Source organism: Micromonospora sp. 067-2 (assembly GCF_046549295.1).
Taxonomy (GTDB): domain Bacteria; phylum Actinomycetota; class Actinomycetes; order Mycobacteriales; family Micromonosporaceae; genus Micromonospora.
Genome location: NZ_JAJPWB010000009.1, coordinates 301,116 through 318,852 on the forward strand (window position 1 = coordinate 301,116; position 17,737 = coordinate 318,852).

Sequence of the window (17,737 nt, forward strand, 5' to 3'; positions counted from 1 at the left end):
TGACAACGTCGTTGATGCCGCACCGGCTGCCGCCGGGCGGTGGGCGGGGCGGAGTCAGCGGCGCAGGGTGAGGATCAGGTCGGCCACCAGAGCCGTCCAGCCCGTCTGGTGCCACGCGCCCAGCCCGGCCCCGTTGTCGCCGTGGAAATATTCCGGAAAGGCGATCAGGTCCCGCCAGTCGGGGTGGGTCTGGAAGATCCGGCACGCGCCGTAGATGGGCCGTCGACCCCAGTCGTCCTGGGTGAAGAGCGAGATCAGCCGCGCGGAGAGGTCGTCGGCGATCTCGTCCAGCGTCAGCTTCACCCCGGACCGGGTCGGGTACTCCACCTGGAGGTCGTCGCCGAAGAACGACGCGTAGTCACGCAACGCGCTGATCAGCAGGTAGTTCGTCGGCATCCAGATAGGGCCGCGCCAGTTCGAGTTGCCGCCGAACAGGCCGCTCGTCGACTCCGCCGGCTCGTACCCGACGGAGAACTCCTGCCCGCCGAGCGTGACCGAGAACGGCTTGTCCAGATGCGCGCGGGACAGCGTACGCAGGCCGAAATCGGAGAGGAACTCCTCGGGGTCCAGCATCCGGGCCAGCAGTCGGACCATCTGCTCCGGACCGACCATGGACAGCAACCGCTGCTGACGGCCGTCCGGGCCCAGCCGCCGGGCGCCGACCACCTCGGCGTACTCGGGGCGGTTGGTGAGGAACCAGCGCAGACGGGCGCCCAGCTCCGGCAGCCGGTGCAGGGTCTTCGCGGTCAGCCGCGTGGTGGCGGCCAGTGGCAGCAGCCCGACCACCGAGCGGACCTTCAGCGGCACCTTCGTGCCGTCGGCGAGCCGCAGCACGTCGTAGAAGAAGGCGTCCTCGTCGTCCCACAACCCCTGGGAGTACGCGGCGGCGGCGATGTACGCGAAGTGCTCGAAGAACTTGGTGGCGGTGTCCACCCAGGTCCGGTCGTGCTCGGCCAGCACGATGGCCATGTCGAGCAGGTTCAGCGCGTACATGGCCATCCAGCCGGTGCCGTCGGACTGCTCCAGCACCCCGGCCACCGGCAGTGCCGCCGAGCGGTCGAACGGCCCGACGTTGTCCAGCCCCAGGAAGCCACCCTCGAAGACGTTGTTGCCGCCGGTGTCCTTGCGGTTGACCCACCAGGTGAAGTTGAGCAGCAGCTTGTGCATCACCCGGGCCAGGAAGTCGTAGTCCCGGCCGCCGTCGATCTCGAACACCTTGAGCGCCGCCCAGGCGTGCACCGGCGGGTTCACGTCACCGAAAGCCCACTCGTACGCCGGGATCTGCCCGTTGGGGTGCAGGTACCACTCGCGCAGCAGGAGGAGCAGTTGCTCCTTGGCGAAGCCCGGGTCGACCCGGGCGATGCTGACACAGTGGAAGGCCAGATCCCAGGCCGCGTACCAGGGATACTCCCACGGGTCGGGCATGGAGATGACGTCGAAGCTGGTCATGTGCCACCAGGCGCTGTTGCGCCCGTGTCGGCGACCGGCCGGCGGAGGCGACGAGCCCGGATCGCCCTCCAGCCAGCGCTTGACGTCGAAGTGGTAGAACTGCTTGCCCCACATCAGCCCGGCGATGGCCTGCCGGGCCACCAGAGCCTCGTCGACGGTGGCGGCTTCCGGGATCACGCCCGTGAAGAAACGGTTCGCCTCGGCCCGCCGCGCCCACACCACCGTCTGGAAGCCGTCGCCGAGATCCGCCCGTGGCGGCGCGGCGGCGGCCGGCGGGGACGCGGTGCGGGTCAGGCGCAGCCGGATCTGGCGCTGACCGCCGGCCGGCACGTCGAGTACGTAGTGCAGCGCGCCCTTGGTGCCCTCCCCCGCCGGGTTGACCGTTGCCGCGCCGTTGACCACATGGTCGTTGATGCCGTCCTTCGGGTAGCGGGACCGACCGGGCAGGCCCCACAGCCGCTCGGCGTTGGTGTCGTTGTCGCACAGCAGCGGCACCGGGTCACCGTCGCCCTCCAGCAGTAGTTGGCCGAGTACCCGGTGCTCCCCGACCAGCCGGCCACCGGCCCCCGGGCCCGATCCCGCACCGGCCGTGGAGCCGGTCAGCCGTGGGATCCGGTCACCGCCGGGCAACCCCCAGGCCCAGGTGTTGCGGAACCAGAGGCTGGGCAGCACGTGCAGGGTGGCCGCCCGGTCGCCCCGATTGGCGACGGTGACCACCATGCACAGGTCGGTCGGGGACGCCTTGGCGTAGTCGACGGTCACCGCCCAGTACCGGTCGTTGTCGAAGATCCCGGTGTCCACCAGCTCGTACTCGGTGTCGTCCCGGCCGCGCAGCGCGTTCACCGCGACAAGTTCGTCGTACGGGAAGGCGGCCTGCGGGTAGTGGTAGCGCCAGCGCATCCAGGAGTGGGTGGGCGTGGAGTCCTCGTACCACCAGTACTCCTTGACGTCCTCGCCGTGGTTGCCCCCGTCGCCACCGAGGCCGAACATCCGCTCCTTGAGGATCGGGTCCTTCTCGTTCCAGAGCGCCAGCGCGAACGCGAAGGTCTGCCGGTCGTCGCAGACGCCCGCCATTCCGTCTTCATTCCACCGGTAGGCTCTGGACCGCGCATGGTCATGCGGAAAGTAGTCCCAGGCCGTACCGTGCTCGCTGTAGTCCTCCCGTACCGTCCCCCACGCCCGTTCGGACAGATAGGGACCCCATGCGCGCCAGTCCTGCTCCCCCGAGTCGGCCTGAGCGAGTCGGAGCCGCTCGGCGTCGGGTGGCGAGGCGTCGGAGGACGATCGGTCGGTGATCACGTGCACATCTTTGACGCCCCCGGGGTACTTGACCACAGCGGCCATTCTCGTCGTGGCGTGTTACACCCCGCCGCTGGTGGAGGAAAGTTGATCGACATTCACTTCGGCCCACAGCTATGTGGCGACCTGACCAGCGCGGCCAGCCGGGAGTGGCTCGTTCCCGACGGCCTCGGCGGGTACGCGATGGGCACCGTCGGCGGCCTACGGACCCGCCGCTACCACGGTCTGCTGGTGGTGCCCGGTGAGACACCGGCCTCCCGCCGGGTGGGGCTGGTCAGTCTGGACCCGGCGGTCACGCTGCCGTCCGGCGCGCGGGTGCGGCTCGGCGCGCACGAGTGGTCCTCCGGCGACGTGGACCCGCGTGGCTTCGAGTTGCTGGAGCGTTTCGACCTGGTCGACGGGCTGCCCCGCTGGCGGTGGCGGATCGGCGCGGTGGTGATCGAACGGGAGCTGGCCATGCTGCCCGGCCGCTCCTGCGTGGCGGTGGTGCACCGGCTGGTCGCCGGCGGGCCGGTCCGGCTGGAGCTGTCGGCCGCCTGCACCTGGCGCGACGCGCACGGCGAGCGGCGCGCCGACGGCCCGACGCCGCAGGTCGAGCCGGTCACCGACGGCGCGGTGGTCGAGGGGGCCTACCGACTGGCCGGCCCGGACTGGGCGCCGGAGGGGCAGTGGTGGTTGGGCGTACACCACCGCGAGGAGGCCGCCCGGGGCCTGCACCCGGACGAGGATCTCTGGTACGCGGGCCGCTTCACCGGCGAGCTGGAGCGCCCCGGCGACACGGTGTCCGTGCGGGCCTGGGCCGGTCGACTCGACGAGGAGCCGCCACCGGCCGTGGAGATCGTGGCGACCGCCCGGCGGCGCAACCGGCAGGTGGTGGCGACCGCGAAGCCGGCCGACGACGTCCAGGCGACCCTCGCCCTGGCCGCGGACACGTTCGTGGTGCGCACCGGCGGCACGACGGTCGACGTGGTGGCCGGCTATCCGTGGTTCGGTGCCTGGTCGCGGGACACGATGATCTCGTACGAGGGCCTGTTCCTCTGCACGGGCCGTGCCGAGGAGGGTCGCGAGCTGCTGCGCTCGTACGCGGCGACGCTGTCCGAGGGGATGCTCGCCAACACGGCCGACACCGGGCGGGTGGAGTACAACACCGTCGACGGCACCCTGTGGTTCCTGCACGCGGTGAGCCGGCACGTCACCGTCACCGGTGACACCGACCTCGGCGAGGAACTGCTGCCCGCGCTGCGCACGGTCATCGACGCCCACCTGGCCGGCACCCGCTACGGCATCGGCGTCGACCCGGCCGACGGGCTGCTCGCCCAGGGCGCGCCGGGCGCCGCGCTGACCTGGATGGACGCCCGGGTGTACGGGGTGCCGGTCACCCCGCGTACCGGCAAGCCGGTCGAGGTCAACGCGCTGTGGATCAACGGGTTGGCCGGGCTCGCCGAGGTGACCGAGCTGGCCGGTCGGAACGCCGACGAGCTGTGGCGACGGCACGGACAGGCCACCGCCTCGTTCCGGCGCCGCTATCCGGCCCCGGCGGGCTGGCTGCACGACGTGCTGGACGCGCCGGCGCCGGCGTACCCGCTGGGTGGGTCGGCCCTGCACGACGACGACGCGTTGCGCCCCAACCAACTGCTGGCCTGGTCGCTGCCGTTCGCGCCGTTGCAGCCGGAGGAGCCGACGCTGCGCCGGATCGCGGCCGGGCTGCTGACCCCGCTCGGGCCGCGCAGCCTCGCCGAGGATTCGCCGGAGTTCGTGGGCCGGCACCGGGGCGGCCCGGCCGAGCGCGACGGCGGCTACCACCAGGGCACCGTGTGGCCGTGGCTGCTCGGCCCGTACGTGGACGCGTGCCGCCGGGGCAAGATGTCGGTCGATGACGTCTTCATCGGTATTGAGGCGCATCTGACCGAATATGGGCTAGGCTCGGTGAGCGAGACGGCCGACGGCCTCGCGCCACACACCGCAACCGGCTGCCCGTTCCAGGCGTGGTCGGTGGCCGAGTTGCTGCGTGTGCGCCGCGCTGGCCAATAGCGCTTTACACGACCGCAACGGCGGCGTCTCCGCTGGTTATCCGAGCCCCGGCAGGATGGGTCGGAGATTCCAGACGCGACGGCAGGCATCGGCTCCGGTGCCTTTTGGCGCGCGCCCGGGGACACCTCAGAGGGGGCCGTAATGTCACCCGACGCCCACGTGATCGACATTCACCCCGCCCGGCACCTACGGGTGCTCATGCTCTCCTGGGAATACCCGCCGGTGCTCGTCGGCGGCCTCGGCCGCCACGTCCACGCCCTCTCCGTCGCCCTCGCCGCCGCCGGCCACGACGTCACCGTCATCACCCGCCACGCCAAGGGCGCACCCCTGGAGGAGTACGCCGACGGCGTCCGCATCCTGCGCGCCCCGGAGGACCCCGTCACCTTCCCGCTGGCCACCGGTTCCCTGCTGGCCTGGACCATGGCCTTCAACCACACGCTCACCCGCACCGCCCTACGCGCCACCGAAGCCGGCACCTACGACGTCATCCACGCCCACGACTGGCTCGTCGCCCACACCGCCATCACCCTCGCCGAGCACCTCGACCTGCCCCTGGTCACCACCATCCACGCCACCGAGGCGGGCCGGCACCAGGGCTGGCTGCCGGAGGAGATGAACCGGACCATCCACGGCGTCGAGCACTGGCTCAGCGGCTCCTCCACCCGGGTCATCACCTGTTCGGGGTACATGCGCGAGCAGGTCACCGCGCTGTTCGACGTACCGGCCGCCCACGTCGACGTGGTGCCCAACGGGGTCGACGACCGGGCCTGGCGAGCCCGGCCCCGCGCGGTCGCCTCGGCCCGCGCCCGCTTCGCCGGCACGGGCCCGCTGGTCGGGTACGCCGGGCGGCTGGTCTACGAGAAGGGCGTGCAGCACCTGGTGCACGCCATACCCCGGCTGCGCGAGCAGCACCCCGGCCTGCGGGTGGTGATCGCCGGAGACGGCCCGTACCGCGCCGACCTGGAGGCCGAGGCCCGCCGCCTGGCGCTCAGCTCGACGGTCCGCTTCACCGGCTTCCTCGACTCCACCCAACTGCCGGCGGTGCTCGGCGCCACCGACGCGACGGTGGTCCCCAGCCTCTACGAGCCCTTCGGCATGGTGGCGCTGGAGGCGGCGGCCGCCGGGGCGCCGCTGGCGGTGGCCCGCACCGGTGGCCTCGCCGAGATCGTCGAGTCCGGCGTCACCGGTGTGACGTTCCCGCACAGCGACCCGGACGCCCTCGCCGGTGCCGTCGGCCAACTGCTCGGCGACGAGATCTTCGCCCGGCGGGTGGCCCGACGCGCCCGCACCATGGTCGGCGAACGGTACGGCTGGGCCAGCATCGCGGCCCGCACCGCCGCCAGCTACACGACCGCCCGCCGCGAACACGGCCCACTGCAGGCCCGGAGGGCCGCCGCCCAACTGGCGGGCGGACGTGACCGGATCGCCATCCCGGAGGGCAATCTGCTCGCCGCCGCCGACCACGCCGCCTGCTGAGCAGAGGCCAACGACCGATAGGTAGCCTCCGATCCGCTGGTTAGGGTGTACTCCGAACAGCGGCTGAGGAGGAGCGTGCGCAGGTGCTGATCGCCGGTCGGTACCGGCTGCTCGACCTGGTGGGTCGCGGGGGCATGGGTCGGGTGTGGCGGGCCCGCGACGAGATGTTGCACCGCGAGGTCGCGGTCAAGGAGGTCGTGCCGCCGAGCTGGCTGGCCGACCACGAGCGGGCCGAGCTGCGCCTGCGCACCCTACGGGAGGCGCGAGCCGCGGCCCGGCTCAACCATCCCGCCGTGGTCCGGCTCTACGACGTCGTCCCGGTCGAGGGCAGCCCGTGGATCGTCATGGAGTACGTCCCGTCCCGCACCCTGCAGGACGTACTCGACGACGAGGGGCCACTGGAGCCGACCCGGGCAGCCCGGATCGGCCTGGCCCTGCTCGGCGCGCTGCACGCCGCGCACAGCGCCGGGGTGCTGCACCGCGACGTCAAGCCGCAGAACGTGCTCATGGCACACGACGGGCGGGTGATGCTCGCCGACTTCGGGCTGGCCACCTTCGACGGCGGCGACGGCGCGATGACCCGCCCCGGCATGGTGCTCGGCTCCCCGCAGTACGTCGCCCCGGAGCGAGCCGCCGAGGGGGTGTCCACCGTGGCAGCCGACCTGTGGTCGCTCGGGGCCACCCTGCACGCCGCCGTGGAGGGCCGCTCCCCGTACGCCCGCAGCACCGCCATGGCCACGCTGAGCGCGCTGGCCGCCGGGCCGCCGGACCCGGCACCGCACGCCGGGTCGCTCGCGCCCGTCCTCGCCGGGCTGCTGCGCCGCGACCCGGGCCGCCGCCTCGACCACGACGAGACCCACCGACTGCTCACCGCGGCCGCGGCTGATCCGCCCGCCGGTGCCGACGGTGCCGAGCAGGCCGGTGCCCCCGGCGAGCCGGCGGCCGGCGAGGTCGTCCCCGACGCACCGGCCCCGATGCCCGGCCGAGCGGCCAGCCGCCGCGTGGCGCACCGGGCGACACTGGTGGTCACGGCACTTCTGGTGGCGGTCGCCGCCGGAGTCGGCACCGCGTTGGCCGTCGCCGGCGACGAGCCGACGGGCACCGCCGGTCGGTCGACCACGGCGCCGCCGAGCCGCCCGCCGGGCGGTGGTGGCCAGGATGGACCCTTCGGCCCCGGCCCGGGCCCCGGCGGCCCCGGCCCCGACCGACCCGGTCCACCGCCGGGCGGGCGGGACGTGCCACCGCCACCCATGCCGTGCGTCCACCCCGACGCCGGCGGTGCGCCGGTGCCGGCCGGCTCGCCGATTCCCGGTGAGGCCCTCCGCCCGCCGGCCGGCTGGATCTGGTTCGCCGACACCACCGGCTTCCGGGTCGCCGTGCCGGCGCGCTGGCGCCACTACCGCGAGGGCTCGGTGGCCTGCTTCCAGGATCCGGGAACCGGCCGGGCGTTCAGCGTCGCCGAGGGTGGCGCCAGCGACCCGCTGGTCCGGCTGCGATCGGCACGCGACGCGGCGGACGGTCGAGGGGCGCTACCAGGCTACGACGAGATCCGGCTCGCTGCGAGCGGCGGCGGCGCGGAGTGGGAGTGCCGGTGGAACGCGCCGTACGGCGCCCGCTTGCACGCCCGGCAGCAGGTCGTGGGCACACCGGTCGGTGGCAGCCGCTGGACGCTGGGCTGGATCACCGACGACCAGGACTGGGCCGGCGCGGCAGCGGACTGGGCGCGGGTGCGAGACAGCTTCCGATCGCCGCTCTGACCTGCACCGTACGGTCCTGTCCCGGACCGCCGTCCGTCGTGGATCGAGGCCGCTCAGCGGATGAGAAAAGCCGGATCGGTGGCTATCGTGTAACCCGGGGTGACCAAGGGGGAAGCGACCGTGCAGCAGTTGCTGATCGCGGGTCGGTACCGGCTGCTCGACCTGGTCGGCACCGGCGGAATGGGCCGGGTGTGGCTGGCCCGCGACGAGATGTTGCACCGCGACATCGCGGTGAAGGAGGTCGTGCCGCCGTCCTGGCTGGCCGAGGCCGAGCGGGTGGAGCTTCGGCTGCGCACGCTGCGGGAGGCGCGCGCCGCGGCTCGGCTCAACCACCCCAACGTGGTACGCATCTACGATGTGGTGCACGACCGGGAGTGCCCCTGGATCGTGATGGAGTACGTGCCGTCCCGCTCCGTGCAGGAGATCATCGGCGACGAGGGGCCACTGAGCCCGCAGCGCACCGCCCAGATCGGCCTGGCCGTGCTCGCCGCGTTGCGAGCCGCCCACAGCGCCGGGGTGCTGCACCGCGACGTGAAGCCGCACAACGTGCTGGTTGCCGACGACGGGCGGGTGGTCCTCACCGACTTCGGGCTGGCCACCTTCGACGGCGGCGACGGGTCGATGACCGCGCCGGGCATGGTGCTCGGTTCGCCCCAGTTCGTCGCCCCGGAACGGGCCCGCGAAGGAGTGTCCGATCCGCGCACCGACCTGTGGTCGCTGGGCGCGACGCTCTACGCGACGGTCGAGGGGCAGTCGCCGTACGCCAGGTCGAGCGCGATGGCGACGCTGAGTGCGCTGGCCACCGAACCGCCCGACCCGATGCGTCGTGCCGGCCCGTTGCGTCCCGCGCTTCTCGGGCTGCTGCAGCGCGACCCCTGGCGGCGGTTGACCGCCGCCGAGACGGAGCCGCTGCTGCGCAGCGCGGCGGCCGGCCACGACGAGCCCACCGGGCCGGCTCGGTCGGCGGCGGTGGCGGCAATACGCAGCGCGGGCCGCGCTGCCGTGCCCGCCCCGGTGGACCAGCCGGCCCGACCCGACGAACCGGCGGCGCCGCCCGGCTCCTCGCCGCTGCCCGTTCGTCGGCGTCGGCGGCTGCTCGCCCTGGGCGGCGCGGCCACGGTCACCGCGCTGCTCGCCGCCGTGGGCGTTTCGCTGGCGTTGACGCACCGGGACGACGATCGGGCACCGCCGTCCGGCTCCGGGGGTGGTGCCACCACCGCTCGGCCGGCCGCGTTCGCCTGTGGGACGCCACCGCCAACGGCCACGCCGGTGCCGTCGGTGCCGCCACCGACCGGCGTCCGGTACCGGCTGGTGGAGGGCTGGGTCTGGCACGATGATCCGGCCGGCTTCCGGATCGCCGCGCCGGTGGCCTGGCTCCGCTGGACCGAGGGGGCGGCGACCTGCTTCCGGGACCCCGACGGTGCACGGGTGCTCAGCGTCGAGACGGGGCCGCCCCGACCGGACCCGGTGGCGTACTGGACAGCCGAGGAGGCCAGGCTGACCCGCGGCGACGCCCTGCCGGACTACCGCAGGGTGGATATCTCCGCGCTGGATGTCTTCAGAGGTGGCGCGATCTGGGAGTGCGGCTGGGAGAACGCCGCCGGCGAGCGGGTGCACAGTTTCCGGTTGCTGGCCAACACCTCGGCCGGGCGCGCCTACACCGTCTCGTGGTTGACAAAAGAGTTCGACTGGCAGGTCAACGCGACATACTTGCCGATGATCCGGCAGAGCTTCACCCCCGCACTGTAAAGCGTCCGATGTGGACTCTCTGGGTGATGCCCCTGCGGCGTAGACGTCGACCACGGTGGCGTAGTTTTGCGCTCAAGATCCCTGGGGAGGGTGGCCGAGATGATGGGACCGTCGCACGCGCTTTCCGGCGCGGCGGTGTGGCTGGCCGGGTCCTTTGCGTTGGACCAGTTCGCCGACTACCAGCAGTCACCGCTCGCGTTGGCGGTCGGCACCGCGGTGTGCGCCGGCGGCGCGCTCTTTCCCGACCTCGACCTGTCGGGCAAGGTGACCCGCAACCAGGGCGGTGCCACCGTGGCCCGCACCTTCGGGGTCTTCTCGCTCTTCATCGCCGAGGTGATGGAGAAGATCTCGCTCGGGGTCTACTACGCGACAAAGCTCAGTAGAGATCCCCGGCGCAACAACGGGCACCGGACGCTGACGCACACACTTCCGTTCACCCTGCTGGTCGGCTGGGGCACCACCGCGCTCTGCGCCGCCTACGGCAAGTGGGCAGTGATCACCATCCTGTTCTTCATGTTCGGCCTGGCCCTGCGCGGCCTGTTCGACGAATGGGCGGAACGGGCCGGCTGGGTGATCGTGACCCTCGCCTCGGCCGCCGCGGCCTGGTTCACCTTCGTCAACCTCCCCGGCGGGCGCGGCTATCCGCTGATCGGCACGGCCGTGGGGGTGGGTTGCTTCGTGCACATCCTCGGCGACATGATCACCCGTGCCGGGGTGCCGATCCTCTGGCCGATCCCGATCAAGCGGCGGATGTGGACGATGATCGGCCTACCGAACGGCATCGCGCTGCGCACCGGCAGCAAGACCGAGGTGGTCGTGCTGCGCGCCGTCCTGACCGTGGTCGCGATGCTCGCCACCGCCGGTCTGATCGCCCCGTCGGTCCTGCAACGGTTCCACATCGACGTGTGACCGGTCCGCCGCAGATCCCGCCGGCGGCGGATGAGCAGGTGCCGGAGTTCTGGAGGGCGCTCGGGTTGCCCGGGCTCGCCGACGTACACGTGCACTTCCTGCCGCCGAGGCTGCTGCGCCGGGTGTGGGCGTACTTCGACGCGGCCGGCCCGCTCGTCGGCACCGAGTGGCCGATCCGCTACCGGTGGAGCGACGACGACCGGGTCGCGCACCTGCGCCGGCTCGGGGTACGCGCGTTCAGCGCGCTGGCCTATCCGCACCGACCCGGCATGGCGGCGGAGCTGAACCGCTGGACGCTGGAGTTCGCGCGGAGGACCCCGGGCTGCCTGCCCTCGGCCACGTTCTTCCCGGAGCCCGGCGCGGCAGGGTACGTCGAGGCGGCACTGACCGGCGGGGCCCGGCTGTTCAAGGTGCACGTGCAGGTGGGCGGCTTCGCACCGACCGACCCGGCCCTGGACCGGGTGTGGGGGATGCTCGCCGACGCGGCCGTGCCGGTGGTCGTGCACGCCGGACACGCTCCGGTGGGGACCGCGCACACCGGGCCGGAACCGTTCGCCGCGCTACTGTCCCGCCACCCCGGGCTGACTGCCGTGGTGGCGCACCTCGGCGCCCCCGACTACCGGGCCTTTCTGGACCTCACCGAGACGTACGAGCAGGTCCGGCTGGACACCACAATGGCGTTCACCCCGTTCTTCGACCGGTTCGTGCCGTTCCCCCTCGACGAGCTGCCCCGGCTGCGTGAGTTGGGGCTGGCGGGCAAGGTACTGCTGGGCAGCGACTTCCCGAACATCCCCTATCCGTACGCCGATCAGCTGACCGGGCTGGCCCGGCTGGACCTGGGCGACGACTGGCTGCGCGCGGTCTGCTGGGACAGCGCCGCCGCCCTGTTCGACCTGTCCTGACGCGCCACTCCCCACCCGGGCAGGGCCGATGGCGTCGGAGGGGCGATGCTACCGGAGCGGCCCGGTGTGTCGTGGGCAGCGAGCCGGCGCCACTCAGACGCCGATTCGCTGTGGCGGGACGGTGAGCCCGTAGAGCTCCATGAGCTCCGGTGTGTCGACCCGACTGCCGTCGGCCACCGAGTCGCACGCGATGTCGACAATCTGGTCCTTGTGTGCCAGCAGATACGGACGGGCGCCCACGTCGGCGCTCGCCAGGGTGGCGATGCCGGACCAGTGCCGACGCCCGAAGAGCATCGGGTAGCCCCGCAGGCCGTCGTACGTGGCGCAGACCAGTACATCCGGGTACGGCAGCGCGGCCACCCGCCGGACCGCCGTTGCGGTCATGCCCGGCATGTCGACCGGAACCACCACCACCGCCTCGATCTCGTCGTCGTCCATGGCGGCCAGGCCGGCCCGGATGGACGAGCCGACCCCGGTGCCCCACGCCTTGTTGATCACTACCGTCGCGTCGTGGAGGTCCGCGGTTTCCCGGACCTGTTCGGCGGCGGCACCCAGCACGACCACGATCTGCTCGCAGCCCGCCTCGGTCATCGTGTCGATCATCTGGTTGACCAGGGGCTTCTCCCCCTGGTGCAGCAGCGCCTCGGGACCGCCGATGCGGCGTCCCCCACCCGCGGCGATGATCATTCCTGCGATCCGGTTCAGCTGCGCTCCCCTCCACGGTGGAGCGGACCGGGCACAACGGCGCCCGGTCCGTCCCGTCCTACGGACACCGGATGCAACGAGCGCGGCCGGCCCCGGGTGGCGGGGCAAATCGGAAAATTGTGCGCTATGCCGCGTCGGCGTAGCAGTCGACGATGGACAGATCCAGCGGAAACCGCACCGGTGTGTCCCCGAACAGCAGCCCGGTGGCCCGCTCACCGCTGCGGTCCACCGCCGCCGCCACCGCCTCGGCCTGCGCCGCCGGACAGTGCACGACCACCTCGTCGTGCTGAAAGAACACCAGCTCGGCGTCGGTGCCGGCCAGCTCGTTGCGCAGCGTCGCCAGCAGCGTGGACGCCCACTCGGCGGCGGTGGCCTGGATGACGAAGTTGCGGGTGAAGCGCCCCCGCGACCGCGCGGCACGAGCCCGGGGACCCTGCGGGTCGGCCGCGCCGTCCGGGTCGGTCGGCACGTCGTCGGGATCGCCGAACCCAGCCGAGCCGGGCGGGCAGGTCCGGCCCAGCCACGAGCGCACCAACCCGCCCGCCTCACCGGTGCGCGCGGCGGCCTCGACGTAGCCGAACGCCGTCGGGTAGCTGCGCTTCAGCACCGCCAACGCGGGCACCGCGGCCCCGCCCGTCTGCCCGTACATCGCACCGAGCAGGGCCACCTTGGCCCGGGAACGGTCACCTGCGAACGAGTCCCGGGCCAGCGCGGCGTAGAGGTCGCCGGCCCCACCGGCCGCCGCCAGCCGGGCGTCACCCGAGACCGCGGCCAGCACCCGGGGCTCCAACTGGCCGGCGTCGGCGACCACCAGTCGCCAACCCGGATCGGCCATCACCGCGCGCCGGATCACCTTGGGAATCTGCAACGCGCCACCGCCCCGCGTGGCCCAGCGGCCGGACACCACCCCACCCGGCACGTACTCCGGCTGGAACCGCCCGTCGCGCACCCACTGCTCGCGCCAGGACCAGCCGTGTGCCGTCCAGATCCGGTAGAGCTCCTTGTATTGCAAAACCAGCGGCACCGCCGGATGGTCCACACCACGCAGAACCCAGGCCCGCGTGTTGGGCAGCTCCACACCCGCGCGGGCGAACGCCTTCAGCAACTCCCCCGGAGAGTCGGTGTGCAGCCGGCGGACGCCGAGCGCGTCGGCGATCGACGCGGCCAGCTCGGCCAACCGGCGCGGCGGCCCACCGACCGGCGACGGCTCACCCAGCAGCTCGCCGAGGACGGCGTCGTGCACGTCGGCCCGCCACGGCAGACCGGCGACGCCCATCTCCGCCGCGACCAGTGCGCCGGCCGACTCGGCGGCCACCAGCAGCCGGAACCGGCCGGGGTGCTCGGTGACGGCGACCCGGGCGAGCTGGTCGGCGTACACCTGGATCAGGGCGTCGATGCCCGGACCGGTCGGGCCGGGCGGCGCGTCGAAGAGTGCGCCCTGACCGTGCCCGGGCGGAGCGGGCGGGCGGGACGGCGGATCGGGGGGCACCGGCGCGCCGCTGAGCCGAGCCCAGGCCGCGGCGAGGGAGCGTGGCTCGCCCCAGCGGCCGGCGTGGCCGAGCAGCAACGCCTCGGTGAGCTCGACGTCGTGGCAGCGCTCGACTCGCACACCGGCCCGCAGCAGCGCCGGGTAGACCGGGGAGGCGGCCGGCCACACCCAGCGCGGATGCTCGGCCGCCTCCCGGACGGCCACCGCCGCCGCGAGGTCGCTGACGGTCTCGCTCGGGCCGGCGGGCCGGCCGGCGGCGTCCAACGGGCGCAGCACGCCCCCACCTCGCTCGCCCGCCACCACCGCCACCAGCACGAACGCAATTCTTCCTCGCCCCTGTGACAGGAACGGAAAACGGGTCGGTGAGTCGGCCGGGCGCTCGGTAGCGTGGCCGGGTGCCTCCGCAGATCCCGCATCCCGACCCTGGCACTCCGGCCATCGGCGGTCCGATGCGGTACCTGTGGTGGCTGGCCCGCCGCCAGCCCTGGCGGGTGCTGCGCGGCAGCATGTTCGGGACGGCCTGGATGGTCGGGCTGTCGGCCCGGCCCTACCTGATCGCCCGGGCCATCGACGACGGGCTCCGCGCCCACGACGGCCGCGCCCTCGCGATCTGGGTCACCGCGATCGTGGTCGCCGGAGTGGCGTTGTCGTACGTGGGCATCATGCGGCACCGCACGATGACGTTCATGCGGGAAGACGCCAAGGCCCGCTCTGCGGCCGTCCTGCTGCACCAGCTGTCCCGGATCGGTGGGGTGCTGCCCCGCCGTGTCGCCCCGGGCGAGGTGGCGACCGTCGTCGGCTCCGACATCAACTGGGCCGCGGGGGTGCTGACGCTGACCGGGCCCGGGGTCGGGGCGATCATCGCGTACGGCGTCGTAGCCGTGCTGCTCTGGTCGATCTCGCCGCTGCTCGCGCTCTGCGTCCTGGTGGGGGTGCCGGCCGTCGGGCTGGTGGTCGGGCCGCTACTGCGTCGCCTCGAACGGGCCGAGTCGGTGTACCGCCGGCAGCAGGGCGCACTCACCGCCCGGTCCGGCGACATCGTTGCCGGGCTGCGGGTGCTCGCCGGAGTCGGCGGCCGGGACCTGTTCGCCCGCCGGTACGCCACCAGGTCCCGGGACCTGCTCGCCGAGGGTTACCGGGTCGGCGCGGTCCGCAGCTGGATCGACGCGGCCACGGTCGCCATTCCCGGCCTCTTCCTGGCGGCGGTGGTGTGGCTGACCGCCCGGATGGCGGTCGCCGGGAGAGTCACGGTCGGTGAGCTGGTCGCCGTCTACGGCTACGTGGCGACCCTGATCGTGCCGGTGTGGTTCCTGCTCATGGGCAGCTACGAGCTGATCCGGGGCCGGGTCGCCGCCCGGCGGATCATCGCCCTGCTCAGGCTCACCCCCGACGACGTCGGCGGTCCGGGTCGGCGCGGTGCGGGCATCGTCCCCGACGCGCGCCGGCCGTACGCCGCGCCGACCGCCGTGGCCGGACCGGACGCCCCGGCCGACCTGCACGACCCGGCGACCGGGCTGACCGTTTCCGCCGGCCGGCTGACCGGCGTGGCGGCCGACGATCCGGCGGCGGCGCTGGCGCTGGCCGACCGTCTCGGCCGGTACGTCGCCAGTGCGGCCACCTGGGGCGGCGTGCCGCTGACCGGCGTCGCCCTGGACGAGGTCCGGGCCCGGATCCTGGTGGCCGACCACGACTCCTACCTCTTCGCCGGCACGCTGCGCGACGTCCTACTCGCCGATCCGGCGGCCGACGGCGACAACCGGGTCGGTGCCGCGCTGCGGGCCGCGTCGGCCGAGGATGTCGTCGACGCCCTGCCGGCCGGGCTGGACACTCCGGTCGACGCACGTGCTCGGACACTCTCCGGCGGGCAGCGCCAACGCCTGCGCCTGGCCCGGGCGCTGCTCGCCGAACCGGAGGTGCTGATCCTCGTGGACCCGACATCGGCGGTGGATGCGCACACCGAGGCCCGCATCGCCGAGCGTCTGCGGACCGCGCGGGCCGGCCGGACGACGGTCGTGCTCGCCACGTCGCCGCTGCTGCTCACCCGGGCCGACGTCGTCGCGCACCTGCGCGCGGGCCGGGTCGTCGCCACCGGCGCCCACGCCGACCTGCTCGACGAGGACCCCGGCTACCGGCGCCTGGTGGCCCGGGACAGCGCCGACCCCGACACCGAGCGGCCCGCCGACGTCGAGGGGGTCCTTCCGTGACCCGGCTGCCGGTTGCCGACCGTCGGGTGGTCCGCCGTGAGCTACGACGAATGATCGGCCGGCACCGGCGCTCGGTCGGCATGGTCCTGGCGCTGCACAGCGCCGCCGCGATCGCCGGGCTCGCCCCGCCCTGGCTGCTCGGTGTCATCGTCGACCGGGTCGGCACGGGTACGGACGTGGCCACGGTCGACCGGCTGGCGCTGGCGATCGGCGCGTGCGTCCTGCTGGGTGCGCTGCTGTCCCGCTACGCCCAGTACGCCGGCCACCGCTTCGGCGAGAGGGCCATCGCCGAACTGCGCGAGGAGTTCGTCGCCCGGACGCTCGAGCTGCCCGTCTCGGTCGTCGAACGCGCCGGTTCCGGGGACCTGGCCACCCGCAGCTCGGTCGACGTGGCGACGGTCGGGACCACCGTCCGGGACGTGGTGCCCACCATCGTCATCGCGTCGGTCCAGCTGACGTTGCTGTTCGGGGCCATCTTCCTGCTGCATCCGCTGCTCGGGCTGGCCGCGCTGGCCGGGCTCCCGTCGATCCTGTCGGTCAGCCGCTGGTACCTGCGGCGGGCCAGCCCCGCGTACATCACCGAGGGCGCGGCGTCGGCCGAGCTGACCGAGACGCTGACCACCACCGCCGAGGGCGCCCGCACCGTCGAGGCGCTACGCCTGGCCGACGATCGGATCCGGCACGGCCGTACACACATCGACCAGGTGTGGCAGGCCCGTCGGGCGACCCTCGCGCTGCGTACCGTCTTCTTCTCGGTGGTGGAGGCCAGCTATCCGCTGCCGGTCGCCCTGGTCCTGCTCGTCGGCGGCTACCTGCTCTCCCGGGACATGGTCACGCTCGGCGCGGTCGTCGCCGCCGCCCTCTACCTGCAGCAGGCCATCGACCCGTTGGACCGGGTGCTGCAGTGGACGGAGCAGGCGCAGCGTGGCTTCGCCTCGTTCGCCAGGGTGCTCGGTGTCGGCCTGGTCCCGCCGGAGCCGCCCGGCACGACGGCCCCGTCCCGGGAGGCGCGACTCGTCGTCCGCGCGGCGCGGTTCTCCTACGCCGGCGGGCACGACGTGCTGCACGGCATCGACCTGGAGGTACGGCCCGGCGAGCGGCTGGCCGTCGTCGGGCCGTCGGGTGCCGGCAAGTCCACCCTGGCCCGGCTGCTCGCCGGAATCGACGCACCGCGCCGCGGCGTCGTCAGCATCGGCGGCTGCCCGGTCACCGACCTGGACCCCGCCGAGCGTCGTCGCCGGATCGCCCTGGTCACCCAGGAGCACCACGTGTTCCTCGGCTCGGTACGCGACAATCTCGGCTTCGCCGCCCCGGACGCCTCGGACGAGCAGATGCGGGCCGCTCTGGCCACCGTGGGCGCCGACTGGTTCGCCGGACTACCCGACGGGCTGGACACCCTGCTCGGTGACGGGGCCCGGCAACTCGGTGCGGCCGAGGCCCAGCAGTTGGCGCTGGCCCGGCTGGTGCTCGCCGACCCGCACACGCTGATCCTGGACGAGGCGACCGCCGCGCTCGACCCGACCACCGCCCGGCGTACCGAGCGGGCGCTGGCCGCCGTCCTCGTCGGGCGGACCGTCATCGCGATCGCGCACCGGCTGAACACCGCGCACGACGCCGACCGGGTCGCCGTCCTGGCGGACGGACGGATCACCGAGATCGGCAGCCACGACGAGCTCGTCGCCGCCGGCGGGGCGTATGCCGCTCTCTGGCACTCCTGGCACGCCCACGCCCACGCCGACGAGCGGCCGCCCACCCGATGAGAGGGGC

General features: G+C 73.5%; 11 protein-coding genes. 8 read left to right on the forward strand and 3 right to left on the reverse strand.

Annotation, left to right across the window (positions count from 1 at the left end; all coding sequences use genetic code 11):
- Positions 1 to 54: 54 nt before the first annotated feature.
- Entirely contained in the window at positions 55 to 2,793 is a 2,739-nt protein-coding gene (locus tag ACLJN9_RS23025; RefSeq protein ID WP_410813567.1) for an MGH1-like glycoside hydrolase domain-containing protein, read from the reverse strand.
- Between the two features lie 42 nt (positions 2,794 to 2,835).
- Between ACLJN9_RS23025 and ACLJN9_RS23030 the strand changes: the two genes are divergently transcribed.
- The 6 genes from ACLJN9_RS23030 (at position 2,836) to ACLJN9_RS23055 (ending at position 11,572) form a co-directional block, all read left to right on the forward strand.
- A complete protein-coding gene (locus ACLJN9_RS23030) occupies positions 2,836 to 4,779 on the forward strand; it encodes an amylo-alpha-1,6-glucosidase (protein WP_410813568.1) in 1,944 nt (647 codons plus the stop codon).
- Positions 4,780 to 4,920: 141 nt separating this feature from the next.
- Positions 4,921 to 6,255 carry a glycosyltransferase family 4 protein gene (locus ACLJN9_RS23035; protein ID WP_410813569.1) on the forward strand — a complete coding sequence of 445 codons (1,335 nt, stop codon included), beginning with the start codon at positions 4,921 to 4,923 and terminating at the stop codon, positions 6,253 to 6,255.
- 83 nt (positions 6,256 to 6,338) lie between these two features.
- Positions 6,339 to 8,012, forward strand: a complete 1,674-nt coding sequence (locus tag ACLJN9_RS23040; RefSeq protein ID WP_410813570.1) for a serine/threonine-protein kinase — start codon at positions 6,339 to 6,341, stop codon at positions 8,010 to 8,012.
- Positions 8,013 to 8,111: 99 nt separating this feature from the next.
- Positions 8,112 to 9,761, forward strand: coding sequence for a protein kinase domain-containing protein (locus ACLJN9_RS23045; RefSeq protein ID WP_410813571.1), 1,650 nt, complete (start codon positions 8,112 to 8,114; stop codon positions 9,759 to 9,761).
- A gap of 99 nt (positions 9,762 to 9,860) precedes the next feature.
- Entirely contained in the window at positions 9,861 to 10,670 is an 810-nt protein-coding gene (locus ACLJN9_RS23050) for a metal-dependent hydrolase (RefSeq protein WP_410813572.1), read from the forward strand.
- Positions 10,671 to 10,684: 14 nt separating this feature from the next.
- Positions 10,685 to 11,572: an amidohydrolase family protein gene (locus ACLJN9_RS23055; RefSeq protein ID WP_410813636.1), complete on the forward strand. Its 888-nt coding sequence runs from the start codon at positions 10,685 to 10,687 to the stop codon at positions 11,570 to 11,572.
- A 93-nt stretch (positions 11,573 to 11,665) separates the two neighbouring features.
- Here ACLJN9_RS23055 and ACLJN9_RS23060 read toward each other — a convergent pair whose 3' ends face one another.
- The gene (locus ACLJN9_RS23060; RefSeq protein WP_410813573.1) at positions 11,666 to 12,259 is read right to left on the reverse strand and encodes an NTP transferase domain-containing protein; all 594 of its coding nucleotides are present in this window, start codon (positions 12,257 to 12,259) and stop codon (positions 11,666 to 11,668) included.
- Between the two features lie 142 nt (positions 12,260 to 12,401).
- Positions 12,402 to 14,081: a bifunctional 3'-5' exonuclease/DNA polymerase gene (locus ACLJN9_RS23065; RefSeq protein WP_410813574.1), complete on the reverse strand. Its 1,680-nt coding sequence runs from the start codon at positions 14,079 to 14,081 to the stop codon at positions 12,402 to 12,404.
- 134 nt (positions 14,082 to 14,215) lie between these two features.
- Between ACLJN9_RS23065 and ACLJN9_RS23070 the strand changes: the two genes are divergently transcribed.
- Both ACLJN9_RS23070 and ACLJN9_RS23075 read left to right on the forward strand, forming a co-directional pair.
- On the forward strand, positions 14,216 to 15,970 hold the full coding sequence (locus ACLJN9_RS23070) for an ABC transporter transmembrane domain-containing protein (RefSeq protein ID WP_410813637.1): 1,755 nt from the start codon (positions 14,216 to 14,218) through the stop codon (positions 15,968 to 15,970).
- A 50-nt stretch (positions 15,971 to 16,020) separates the two neighbouring features.
- Positions 16,021 to 17,730: an ABC transporter ATP-binding protein gene (locus ACLJN9_RS23075; RefSeq protein WP_410813638.1), complete on the forward strand. Its 1,710-nt coding sequence runs from the start codon at positions 16,021 to 16,023 to the stop codon at positions 17,728 to 17,730.
- Positions 17,731 to 17,737 lie beyond the last annotated feature (7 nt).